The following is an 11,374-nucleotide window of genomic DNA, read 5'->3' as shown; positions in this document are numbered from 1 at the left end:
CTTCCGGCCCGGCCCTCGCTGTAGAGGCTTACTGCTCCGAGGGCTTCTCGGCGCCCGGCGCGGGCTGCTGGGCCGGCGCGGCGGGCGGCGTCGCGGGTGCCGCCTCGGCGGGCTTGCCCGGATCGGGCTGCGCCTGCGGCGACTGGGTCGGGCCGGGATCGTTGCGGGTGTTCACGGCCTCCGGAGGCTTCGGCTGCGCGGGCACGGCATCCGGCGCCTTGGGGTCGGCGGGCTTGGCCGGGGAGTCCTTGCCCTCGGACCCCTTCGAGGCCGCGGGCTTCGTCTCGGCCGGCTTCGTCTCCGCGGGCTTGGTCTCGGCGGCCTTCTCGGCCGGCTTGTCCTCGGCCTTCTTCTCGGCGGCCGGCAGGGGCTTGGGACTCTCCGAGAGGGAGCGCAGGTAGGCGATGACGTTGGCGCGCTCGGCCGGGTTGCCGATGCCCGCGAAGGCCATCTTGGTGCCCTTCACGAAGCCTTTCGGGCTCTCGAGGAAGTGGTCGAGATCCTCGTAGGTCCAGGTGCCGCCCTTCTCCTTCAGGGCCGCCGAGTAGTCGAAGCCGCCGTGGCCGGCCTTCTGGCGCTCGACCACGTCGTAGAGGTCCGGGCCGACCTTGTTCGGGCCGCCCTTCTCGAAGCTGTGGCAGGCCTGGCAGGCCTTGGTGCCGCCCTGGCCCTTCTCGGCGCTGGCGCTGGCGAGCCGCACTGCGATCGGCTCGGCCTTCGGCGCGGCCGCAGCGCCGCCGGCGGGGGCCGGCTCCGGCTCGGGCAGCTCGTACCCGGCTTTGCCGGCGGGCTTGGGATGGTAGATCAGCTCGGCGACGAAGCCCGATCCCAACGCGAGCAGCAGGGTGCCGAACACCGCGCCCAGAACCTTGTTGACCTCGAACGAGTCCATCCCATCCCCTTCCGGCATCCCGCCCGGTTCTCTCCGGCACGGGGCGAGACGTAACGCGCCGGCGGACATGGCGCCGGACATTGGAAAGTTTCGAGGGTGCTTAGCCGCTCGGCCCCGATCTTGACAATGGCGCTCGGCGGATTCCCACGGTCGCAGCCCCACGCGGCGGCGATCTGTTGCAGATGGAGCCTGCGGGCCCTGCCGCCGCCGCCATGACAAGGCCGGCCGTCGCTGTTAAGCACCCCCGCCCGATCGAGCGGAGCCCCGTGCCAGCGATGTCCGATCCCATCGTCCTGATCCCGGCGCGACTTGCGGCGACGCGCCTGCCCCGCAAGCCGCTCGCCGACATCTTCGGCGAGCCGATGATCGTCCATGTCTGGCGCCGGGCCATCGAGGCGGGGATCGGCCCCGTCGTCGTGGCCGCGGACTCGCCGGAGATCGTGGCGGCGGTGGAGGCGGCCGGCGGCGTCGGCGTGCTCACCGCGGTCGATCATCCCTCCGGCACGGACCGTCTCGCCGAGGCGCTGGCCATCGTCGACCCGGAGGGCCATCACGACGTGGTGGTCAACGTGCAGGGCGACCTGCCGACCATCGACCCGGCGATCGTCGGCGCCTCGATCATCCCCCTCGCCGATCGCAGCGTCGACATCGCCACGCTCTGCGCGCCGATCGTGCGGCCGGAAGAGATGTCCGACCCGAACGTGGTCAAGCTCGTCGGCGTGGATGTCGGCCCGTTACGCATGCGGGCGCTCTACTTCACCCGCGCGCAGGCGCCCTGGGGCGAGGGGCCGCTGTTCCACCATATCGGCCTCTACGCCTACCGGCGCACGGCGCTGCGCCGCTTCGTCGGGCTGCCGCAGGGCCGGCTCGAGGCCCGCGAGAAGCTGGAGCAGCTCCGCGCGCTGGAGGCCGGCATGCGCATCGATGCCATGATCGTCGACGACACGCCCCTCGGCGTCGACACGCCCCACGACCTGGAGCGGGCGCGCGCCGTCCTCTCCGCCCGCCGCCTGAACTGACGCGGCGGATTCCCGGAACCCACCATGACCCAGACCATCTCCTACCAGGGCGAGCCCGGCGCGAACTCGCACATCATCTGCGCGCAGGCCTATCCGGACTGGACGCCGCTTCCCTGCCCGACCTTCGAGGACGCGTTCGCGGCGGTCGCCGAGGGCCGCGCCCAGCGGGCGATGATCCCGATCGAGAACTCGATCGCCGGCCGCGTCGCCGACATCCATCACCTGATCCCGGCCTCGACGCTGCATATCGTGGCCGAGCACTTCCTGCCGATCCACTTCCAGCTCATGGCGCTGCCGGGCACCGCTCCGGAGGGGCTCGCGACCGTCCACAGCCACATCCACGCCCTCGGCCAGTGCCGGCGCCTGATCCGCCGCATGGGCCTGCGCCCGGTCGTGGCGGGCGACACGGCGGGCGCCGCCCGCGAGGTGGCGGAGGCCCGCGACCCGACCCGCGCGGCGCTCGCCCCGGCGATGGCGGCGGAGGTCTACGGCCTCGAGATCCTCGCCCGAGACGTCGAGGACGAGGCGCACAACACCACCCGCTTCGTGGTGTTCTCGCCCGAGGCCCTGGAGAGCACCGATCCGCAGGACGGCCCCTGGGTGACGAGCTTCGTCTTCCGGGTGCGCAACATCCCGGCCGCCCTCTACAAGGCCCTCGGGGGCTTCGCCACGAACGGCATCAACATGTCGAAGCTCGAGAGCTACATGGTCGAGGGCCAGTTCACGGCCACGCAGTTCTACGCCGAGGTCGACGGCCATCCCGACGAGACGGGCCTCGCCCGGGCGCTCGACGAGCTCGCCTACTTCTCCCGCGAGCTGAAGGTGATCGGGATCTACCCGGCGCACCCTTTCCGCGAGACGACGCGGCTCGCGGCGGAGTAGCTCACTCCCGGCGGATCACCCGGTCCACCACGAGGTCGGACCAGAAGCCGGGGCGGAAATCCCGCTTCAGGGCCTCCGGGTCGTACCGGGTCTCGACCCAGGTCAGGAAGTTGAGGCCCTCCGGCTCCCCCTCTGCGAGGTAGCGGGCGAAGAAGGCGTCGAGGATCCCGGTTTTGGCGAAGCGGAAATGCCCGTAGCGGGCCGAGAGCTGGCCCACGGCCTCACGCACCGGCCGGCCCTCGTGGAGGATCAGATACAGCGTCGCGGCGAGCCCCGCCCGGTCCGCGCCCGACTTGCAGTGCATCACCGCCGGGTAGTCGAGCGCGGCGAAGAAGTCGCGGGCGGACAGGATCGTCTCCTTCGAGGGCGCCTCGCGGGAGCGCAGCACGAACTCGACGAGCTTGAGCCCGTGGCGATGGCAGGCTTCCCGCTGGAGGGGCCAGGAGCCATGCTCGCGCCCGCCCCGGAGCGACACGATGGTGCGCACGCCCTCCCGGCGGAAGCGGGCGAGGTCGAGGGGGCTCGGTTGGGCCGAGCGCCACAGCGCCCCCTGCCCGACCCGGTGCCGGTTGAGATAGGCGAGTCGGAAGATGCCGTGGTCGACGAGCAGCATGTTCGCCCAGGCCGACAGGCGGGCCGCCGGCCCCTCGATCGGCCGCTCGAACCGGGCGATCCGGGCCATGCGCCGCGCGTAGCGAGCCTCGGGGGAGCGGAAGCGGTTCAGCAACGGGCGCGGTCGGGGCTCGCGGCGGGACGGGTGAGGATGCGCCTCTACCAGCCGCCCGGCGCGCGGGCAATTCTCCGTGCCGCCTGCCCCGGCTTCCGGCAAAGCCCGAGGCGGGTGGCGGACGGCCTCCGCGCCGGGGCCGGAACCGAACGCCCCGGCGGCGTCCGGTGCGGTCTTGGCCCGTTCGCGACGCACGCCGCCGATCCGCCGGAATGGCGGGATCGGCGACGGTTCGCCCGACGATCCGTGGAGAGACCGACCTCAGGCCGCCTTCATGCTGGCGAGGAAGCGATGCAGCTCGGACCTGAGGTGCTCCGACTGGCGCGACAGGTCGGAGGCCGACATCAGCACTTGGCTCGCCGCCGCGCCCGTCTCCTCGGAGGCGCGCGCCACCCCCGAGATGTTATCGGTGACCTGCGCGGTCCCGGCCGACGCCTCGGCCACGTTGCGCACGATCTCGTTCGTCGCCGCGCTCTGCTCCTCGACCGCCGCCGCGATGCCGGTGGCGACCGAATTGATCTCGCGGATGCGTGCCGTGATCGTGTCGATGGCGCCGACGGCCTGTCCCGTCGCTCCCTGGATCTGGCCGATCTGAGCGGCGATCTCGCCGGTGGCGCGGGCGGTCTGGCTGGCCAGTTCCTTCACCTCGGTCGCGACGACGGCGAATCCTCGCCCCGCCTCTCCTGCCCGGGCGGCCTCGATCGTGGCGTTCAGGGCAAGCAGGTTGGTCTGCGCCGCGATGGACGAGATCATCTGCACCACGTCGCCGATCTTGCCCATGGCGCTGTTCAGCGCGCTCACGAGGGCGGCCGCCTGATCGGCCTCGGTCACGGCCTGCTGGGCGAGGCCGGCCGAGTTGGCGACCTGCCGGCCGATCTCCTGCACCGAAGCGCCCAGCTCTTCGGCCGCCGAGGCCACCGTGTTGACGTTGACGGAAGCCTCCTCGGCCGCCGTCGCGACCGTGGTCGACTGGTCGGCGGTCTGCTGCGCCGTCGCCGTCATCTGCTGCGCCGTCGCCTGCAGCTCGGTGGCCGCCGAGGACACCGTTCCGACAATGCCGCCGACCGCACGCTCGAAACCGTCGGCCATCTCGGACATCGCCGCCCGCCGCTGGGTCTCCGCCGAGGCCCGCGCCAGCGCCGTCTCCTCTTCCAGCTTGCGGTTCTGGATCAGGTTGTCCTTGAAGACCTGAACGGAGGCGGCCATGACGCCGATCTCGTCCCTTCGACCGATGCCGGGGACCGATTGCGTCGCATCGCCGCCGGCCAGCTTCTGCATCATCCGCGCCATGGATCCGAGCGGGTCGATGACCCCGCGCAGCACCACGAACAGGGCAAATCCCGCTGCAACGATGCCGAAGATCAGCGTGATGAAGCGCAAAGCCTTCAGCGTCTCTGAAAGGGACGTAAAATCGTCGTAGACTTTATGGCTCTCCTCGATCTGCAGATTGATCAGGGCCTGTATGGCGTCGCCGACCGGATCCGCGCTCTGGTAGAGCTTGTTGCGCACGAAATCCGCCAGCTGGTTCTTGTCTGCCTTGGCAATGATGGCGGTCAGCTCTCTGACGGCTGCGTTCGCAACGACCATCTTCTCTTCCACGGCCGTAGCGAGACGCTTCTCCTTCTCCGTCAGGTTCGTGGCAAGATAGCGGGCCCAAGTCTTCGCGATGCGCTCTTTGGCCTCCGCGATCGATGAAGCGCCCTGGGACCAGTCCAGATTGCCGTTATTGATCTTCTGCGATGTGTCGACGACGTTGACGGCATACGTGTCGGCGACGATTTTGAGCTCGCGGAGAGGGACGATGCGATCGTTATAGAGATCGCTCATGCTCGCGCTTGTGCGGGACGTCGAGTACAAGCCCATCGTCACATTGAAGGCGAGGGCCGAAATCAGCACGACGACCGACGCAGTGAGTCGAAATCGGATGGTGGTCATTTTCGAATTCCGTCGATGTTCCCATACAATATCGACATAGATTGGTTAAAAATTGCAATATTGGAAATACAATCTAGAATTGATAATTCGAATACGGAGTCTTACTTCGTAATCGGCGGGATATTTGGCAAAAGCACGATGAGCCCTCAATGTGGCGACCTCGATCTGCAACCTCAGGCTTTCCCAAGCGATCGTTCGCATCGCCGGCTCACGACGGGCCGATCACGCGACGTCCGGTCGTTGCGGGGGCGCGGCCCGGCTGCTATCGCCCGCAATCCTCGATCCGGACCCACCGTGCCCTCGCTTCCCCTCGTCATCCGCCAGGAGCAGCCGGAGGATGCGGCCGCCATCGACCGCCTGCACGCCCGTGCCTTCGGGCCGGGACGCTTCGCGCGCACGGCCTTCCGCCTGCGGGAGGGCGTGGCGCACCGGTCGGAGCTGAGCTTCGTCGCCCTGGTCGGCACCTTCCTGACGGGTTCGGTGCGCGTCGATCCGGCCCGCGCCGGCGGCGCGCCGGTGCTGGCGCTCGGGCCGCTCACCGTCGACCCGAGCTTCGGCGGCCGCGGCATCGGCACCGCGCTGATGGAGGCGAGCCTCGACGCGGCGCGGGCACAGGGCCACGGCCTCGTTCTTCTCGTCGGCGACGCGCCCTACTACGGCCGCTTCGGCTTCGCGCCCGTTCCGCCGGGGCGGCTCGTGCTGCCTGGACCGGTCGATCCGTCCCGCTTCCTGTGGCTGGAGCTGCGCGAGGGCGCGGCGGAGGGCATCGCCGGATCGGTGACGCCCGACCGCTGAGGCCGGTTCAGGCCGCCTGCCCGCGCCGCCCTTCCACGAGCCACATGGCGAGGAGCGCGGCCGCGATGAGCGCCAGCGCCGCGAGGCCGATCCCGAGGGGGTAGACCTCGACGCCGCGGATGACGGCGCTGTCGCTCGGACGGAAGCCGATCCAGTCGCCGCCCGACAGCCGGCCGCCGCGCACGCTCTGGAGGCGCGGCACCACGGTCGTGCCGTTCTCCGAGAGGCGCCGGACGGAGCCGCCCGTCGCCTCGGCCACAGTGCGCAGGCGCTCGGTGTCGCTGAAGACATCCGTCAGCTCCCGCGGGTTCGCCGGGCCGACGCTGACGAAGGCGGTGAGCGCCCCGGACCGCAGCGTGTAGAGCCCGAGCTCCTCCGCCTCGAAGGTCGCGGTGAACAGGCCGGGCTCGGCGGTCGCGAGGTCGATCCGGCGCTCCTTGCCCGTGGGACCGGTGACGGTCACCGGTTCGGCCGTGTCCGCCATGGTCTGGCGCTCGATCCGCACCTCGCGGCCGCGGCCGGTGGTCTGCGCCCGCAGCGCCTCCTCTTCCAGCGCCGGCTCCTTCATGAGCCAGTGGCCGAGCCGGCGCAGCAGGTCGAGATACGGCCCGCCCTCCTGGTATCCCCGCGCCCAGAGCCAGGCGTGGTCGGAGAGCAGCAGTGCGACGCGGCCCTTCTCCTCCCGCGAGAGCGTCAGCAGGGGCTGGTCATCGGCCCCCGACAGGATCGGCTGGAGCCCGGCGCGGGTCTGCGAGGAGACGATGCGCAGCCAGTCGCCCCAGGCGGGCGGGTTGGCGTCCGAGCCCGGCAGGGCCCGCGTCACCGGGTGACGGGCGCCGGTCTGCGTCAGCTTCGCCTTGTAGGGCCGCTCGACTACGCGCCCGTTCGGGTCGCCGGGCAGAATGGAGGCGAGCCGGGTGCGGGCGAGACTCGCCGCGGAGGCGAACTCGGGTCCGGCCGCGACGAGCAGCGCCCCGCCCTCCTTCACGTAGCGGACGATGTTGTCGAAATAGGCCGAGGGCAGCACGCTCTGGTTGGCGTAGCGATCGAAGACGATCAGGTCGAAGTCCTTGATCTTCTGGACGAAAAGCTCCCGCGTCGGGAAGGCGATCAGGGACAGCTCCGAGATCGGCGTGCCGTCCTGCTTCTCCGGCGGGCGCAGGATGGTGAAGTGCACGAGGTCGACGTTGGCGTCGGACTTCAGGAGGTTGCGCCAGGTCCGCTCGCCCTGGTGCGGCTCGCCGGAGACGAGGAGGACGCGCAGCTTCTCGCGGATGCCTTCGATCGGCAGCACCGCCCGGTTGTTGACCGTGGTCAACTCGCCCGGCAGGGGCTCGACCTCGATCTCGAGGACGTTCGGGCCGCCGTGCTCGATGCGGGTCGTCAGCGAGAAGGGCTGGCCGGTCGGGAAGGCCCGGCGGCCGAGCTCGACGCCGTCCCGGCGCACGATCACCGTGGCGTTGCCGGTGCCGCCGCGCTCCATCACCTCGGCGCGCACGGTGAGGTCGCGGCCGACGATGCCGAAGCGGGGCGCCTCGATCAGCTTGATCTGGCGGTCGCGCTCGTCCGGATGACCGGTGACGAGGACATGGAGCGGCGCCTTGATGCCGAGTGCCGCGGCGGAGGCCGGGATGTCGTGGACGACGCCGTCGGTGAGCATCACGACGCCCGCGAGCCGCTCCGGCGGCACGTCGGCGAGCGCTTGGCCCAACGCCGTGAAGAGCTTGGTGCCGTCGTCGCCGCCGCGGGAATCCGGCACGTCGATGAAGCGCGGCTCGACGCTGGCGAGGCTGCCGAAGCGCCGCTCCAGCTCGGCCCGGACCTGATCGGTCATCGCCGGCCGGTCGCCGAGGGACTGCGACCCGGAGCGGTCCACGACGATCGCCGCCACGTCCTTCACCGGCTCCCGGTCCTCCCGCACCAGGGAGGGGTTGGCGAGCGCAGCGAGCACCAGCGCCAGCACCAGCGCCCGCAGCGCCGCGACGCGGCCGCGGGCGTAGAGGGCGAAGCCGGCGAGAAGCGCGGCGACGACCCCCAGCCCGGCCAGCACCGGCCAGGGCAGAAGCGGCGTGAAGCTGAGGCTCAGCATGACACGCGCCCCCTCCCTCTCCCCTCAGCGGAAGAGAGTGGCCCCTGCGTCGGCAGGGATCGGGAGAGGGGAACCCGGCTTCCGCTAGGGGCGCGGCCTCCACGGAGCGCAGAGCGCTTCTCGGCACCGTCGCACCCCTCTCCCGACCTCCTTCGGAGGCCACGTTCCCCCGCGGAGGGAGGAGGGAGATGCGCGGCAGCGATGCGGAACTCCTCGCAAGACATCACTGTCCCAGCCGCTCCAGCAGGGCCGGCACGTGGACCTGGTCGGCCTTGTAGTTGCCGGTGAGCGTGTACATCACGATGTTGACGCCCCCGCGGAAGGCCATCTCCCGCTGGCGCTGGTCGCCGCCGGTGATCGGGTAGAGCGCCTCGCCCCGCTTGCCCACGGCCCAGGCGGCGGCGAGATCGTTGCTGGTGATGACGATCGGGCTCACCCCGTCCCCCGCCCGCGCCGGGCGGCGCTCGCCGCCCTCGCCCGCCGGCGGCAGGGCCTCGACCCAGGTCTGGCCGGTATCGTAGCGGCCGGGGAAGCTGTCGACGAGATAGAAGGCCTTGGTCAGCACGTGGTCGGCGGGCACGATCTCGAGTTCCGGCACTTCCAGCGTCGCGAGCATCTTGCGGAGATACGCCGTCTCCGGCGTCGGCGGGCCGCCGGGACGGCTGGTGAGCGCGTCGCGGGTGTCGAACAGGACGGTGCCACCGTTGCGCATGAAGGCGTCGATACGCCGGATCGCGGCCTCGCTCGGCTGCGGGCGGCCCGGCGCGATCGGCCAGTAGATCAGCGGGTAGAAGGCGAGCTCGTCCTTGGCCGGATCGAGGCCGGCGGGCTCGCCGGGTTCGAGCGCCGTGCGGGTGGCGAGCATCTGCGTCAGCCCAGCGAGCCCGGCCCGGCTCGCCTCGTCGATCGCCGCATCGCCCGTAACGATGTAGGCGAGCCGCGTGACGAGGGCGGATTCGATGCCGTTCGGGCGATTGGCCGGCGGCTCCTCGGCGCGCGCCGGTCCGGGCGGGATCGCGGCGGCAAGCGCCAAGGCGGCGAGCGCCAGGACGGCGGGGCGCCCCCGCAGGCGCCCGGCTCGGCGGGCGAGGAAGCCGCCGAGCCAGAGCGCGGCAAGCGTGTCGAGGACGAGAAGCATCAGCGCCAGGGTGAAGAGCCCGGCGCGCAGGTCAAGCGTCTCCGCGCCGGCGAGCGATCCGGTGCGAGCACCCGTAAGGGCCGCGAGGTCGAGGGGCTTCAGGGTGTCGCTGCTCCGCAGGGCATTGACGGCGATGCCGGCGTCCGGCGGCCCGTAGAAGCCCGGCGGATGCTCGCCCGTCGCCCGGTCGCCGTAATCCGCCGAGACCGCCACGGCGGAGGCCGGCGGGCTGCCGAGCGCTCCGAACCCGTCGAGGGTCAGGCGCGGGGCGAGCACCGCCGCGGGGCCGCCCTGCCCGGCCGCGGGCGCGGCGCTGCCGGCGAGGCCGACGACGCGCCTGAGCATATCGATGAACAGACCCGAGAGCGGCAGGTTCGACCAGGTGGTGTCGGCGGTGACGTGGAACAGCGCCACGAGCCCCTGCCCGCGCTTCTCGGCGGTGACGATCGGCGTACCGTCCTCGAGCGAGGCCCAGGTCCGGCTCGGCAGGTCGCCATCGGGCTCGGCGAGGATCTGGCGGCGCACGCCGATGTCGGCCGGCGGCACCAGTCCGGCGAAGGGGCTCTCGGGCGCGAAGGGCGCCAGCGTCTTCGGGCTGTCCCAGGAGAGCGTGCCGCCGAGTGAGCGGCCGCCCCGGCGCAGGCGCACCGGCACGAGCGGGTCGTTGCCGGCGGCGAGGCGGGGACCTGCGAAGCGCAGGAGCACGCCGCCCTCATCCACGAACTTGGCGACGCGGGCGCGGGTCTCCTCGTCCATGGCGCCGACATCGGCCAGCACCAGCACCGAGACCTGCCCGTCGAGCATCTGCGCGACGGACTCGGCCACGCCCTTCGCGCCGCGGGGCTCCTGCACGTCGGCGAAGGGCTGGAGGGCGCGGGCGAGGTAGTAGGTAGGGGCCAGCAGCGGCTGCGCCTGATCGGCGGTGCCGCCGAAGACGATACCGACGCGGCGCCGCTTGCCGCGCTCGTCCATCAGCGTGACGGCCCCGGCCGAGCGCTCTCCGGCCACCTCGATGCGCGCGATGGCGTTGCGCAGCTCCACCGGCATTTCGAAGCCGACATCGGTCTCCGTGGCGTCCGGCGCGAACCGGAAATCGTGCTCGGCGAGCGGCAGGCCCTTGGCGTCGAGCGCCCGCAGCAGGCCGGCGTCGCGGCCGTTCGGCGCGGCACGCAGCACTCGCGCGGTGAGGCGGCCGCCGGCATCGGCGGCGCTCAGCGCCAGGGCGGGCGGGCGCTCGGCGGCGAGGATCGTCAGCCCGGCGCCGGTTCGGGCGACCAACGGGCCGAGGCCCTTGGCGAGATCGTCGCCGGCATCCGCCACGCCGTCCGCGATCCAGACGATCTCGGCACCGGCCTGCTTCTCCAGGAAGGCGGTGATGCTTGAGAGATGGGCGGCGCGGTCGCCGAGATGCGGGCGCGGCGCCACGGCCCGCAGGCGCTCCAGCGCGGCCGCGGGCTGGCGGGCCTCGACCGGCGCGGCGGGCTCGGCGGTGGCGAGGACCGCGACGGGGCGGCCATCGCGGGCGGCCCCTTCCACCGCGTCCTGGGCGACGCGCATCCGCGTCCGCCAATCGTGGGCGGCGGTGAACCCGTTGTCGATCATCACGAGGAGCGGCGTCCGCGCCCCGGTGGCGCCGATGCCGGACGGGCTCCAGACGGGTCCCGCCACGGCGAGGATCAGGGCGGCGGCCGCGAGAAGGCGCAGGATCAGCAGCCAGGGCGGGGTGCGCGCCGGGCTCTGGCGCTCCGGCAGCAGGTCGGCCGCGATCCGCAGCGGCGGGAACGCGATCCGCTTCGGACGCGGCGGCGTCACGCGCAGCAGCCACCATAGCACGGGCAGCGCCGCGAGGGCGGCGAGCGCGAAGGGCGCGGCGAAGGTCAGCGGACCGAGCATGCCG

The 11,374-nt window shown here is 71.9% G+C and carries 8 protein-coding genes; 3 read left to right on the top strand and 5 right to left on the bottom strand.

Annotation, left to right across the window (positions count from 1 at the left end; translation table 11 throughout):
• Positions 1-28: 28 nt before the first annotated feature.
• The gene (locus tag MFF04_RS00585) at positions 29-892 is read right to left on the bottom strand and encodes a c-type cytochrome (protein ID WP_238273542.1); all 864 of its coding nucleotides are present in this window, start codon (positions 890-892) and stop codon (positions 29-31) included.
• A gap of 275 nt (positions 893-1,167) precedes the next feature.
• Between MFF04_RS00585 and MFF04_RS00580 the strand changes: the two genes are divergently transcribed.
• Positions 1,168-1,911 carry a 3-deoxy-manno-octulosonate cytidylyltransferase gene (locus MFF04_RS00580; protein WP_238273541.1) on the top strand — a complete coding sequence of 248 codons (744 nt, stop codon included), beginning with the start codon at positions 1,168-1,170 and terminating at the stop codon, positions 1,909-1,911.
• 24 nt (positions 1,912-1,935) lie between these two features.
• A complete protein-coding gene (locus tag MFF04_RS00575; RefSeq protein WP_238273540.1) occupies positions 1,936-2,793 on the top strand; it encodes a prephenate dehydratase in 858 nt (285 codons plus the stop codon).
• A 1-nt stretch (position 2,794) separates the two neighbouring features.
• Here MFF04_RS00575 and MFF04_RS00570 read toward each other — a convergent pair whose 3' ends face one another.
• The gene (locus MFF04_RS00570) at positions 2,795-3,520 is read right to left on the bottom strand and encodes a tyrosine-protein phosphatase (protein ID WP_238273539.1); all 726 of its coding nucleotides are present in this window, start codon (positions 3,518-3,520) and stop codon (positions 2,795-2,797) included.
• A gap of 261 nt (positions 3,521-3,781) precedes the next feature.
• Positions 3,782-5,455 carry a methyl-accepting chemotaxis protein gene (locus MFF04_RS21895; protein ID WP_283206331.1) on the bottom strand — a complete coding sequence of 558 codons (1,674 nt, stop codon included), beginning with the start codon at positions 5,453-5,455 and terminating at the stop codon, positions 3,782-3,784.
• Positions 5,456-5,749: 294 nt separating this feature from the next.
• Here MFF04_RS21895 and MFF04_RS00555 point away from each other — a divergent pair, with 294 nt between their 5' ends.
• Complete coding sequence (locus tag MFF04_RS00555; protein ID WP_238273538.1) at positions 5,750-6,250, top strand: GNAT family N-acetyltransferase; 501 nt, start codon at positions 5,750-5,752, stop codon at positions 6,248-6,250.
• Positions 6,251-6,257: 7 nt separating this feature from the next.
• On the opposite strand, the gene MFF04_RS00550 is transcribed toward MFF04_RS00555, so the two are convergent.
• Both MFF04_RS00550 and MFF04_RS00545 read right to left on the bottom strand, forming a co-directional pair.
• The gene (locus MFF04_RS00550; RefSeq protein WP_238273537.1) at positions 6,258-8,339 is read right to left on the bottom strand and encodes a hypothetical protein; all 2,082 of its coding nucleotides are present in this window, start codon (positions 8,337-8,339) and stop codon (positions 6,258-6,260) included.
• Between the two features lie 223 nt (positions 8,340-8,562).
• Positions 8,563-11,370, bottom strand: coding sequence for a DUF4159 domain-containing protein (locus MFF04_RS00545; protein WP_238273536.1), 2,808 nt, complete (start codon positions 11,368-11,370; stop codon positions 8,563-8,565).
• Positions 11,371-11,374: the final 4 nt, after the last annotated feature.

The sequence above is a fragment of the Methylobacterium jeotgali genome, assembly GCF_022179345.1.
Lineage (GTDB): Bacteria > Pseudomonadota > Alphaproteobacteria > Rhizobiales > Beijerinckiaceae > Methylobacterium > Methylobacterium jeotgali.
The sequence above is the reverse complement of the archived record's forward strand: the minus strand, read 5'-3'. Positions and strand labels throughout refer to the sequence as shown.

Excerpts from the sequence above, each read along its gene's own strand:
- MFF04_RS21895 (WP_283206331.1), bottom strand. The coding sequence starts at position 5,455 with ATGACCACCATCCGATTTCGACTCACTGCGTCGGTCGTCGTGCTGATT.
- MFF04_RS00550 (WP_238273537.1), bottom strand. The coding sequence starts at position 8,339 with ATGCTGAGCCTCAGCTTCACGCCGCTTCTGCCCTGGCCGGTGCTGGCC.
- MFF04_RS00545 (WP_238273536.1), bottom strand. The coding sequence starts at position 11,370 with ATGCTCGGTCCGCTGACCTTCGCCGCGCCCTTCGCGCTCGCCGCCCTC.
- MFF04_RS00575 (WP_238273540.1), top strand. The coding sequence starts at position 1,936 with ATGACCCAGACCATCTCCTACCAGGGCGAGCCCGGCGCGAACTCGCAC.
- MFF04_RS00580 (WP_238273541.1), top strand. The coding sequence starts at position 1,168 with ATGTCCGATCCCATCGTCCTGATCCCGGCGCGACTTGCGGCGACGCGC.
- MFF04_RS00585 (WP_238273542.1), bottom strand. The coding sequence starts at position 892 with ATGGACTCGTTCGAGGTCAACAAGGTTCTGGGCGCGGTGTTCGGCACC.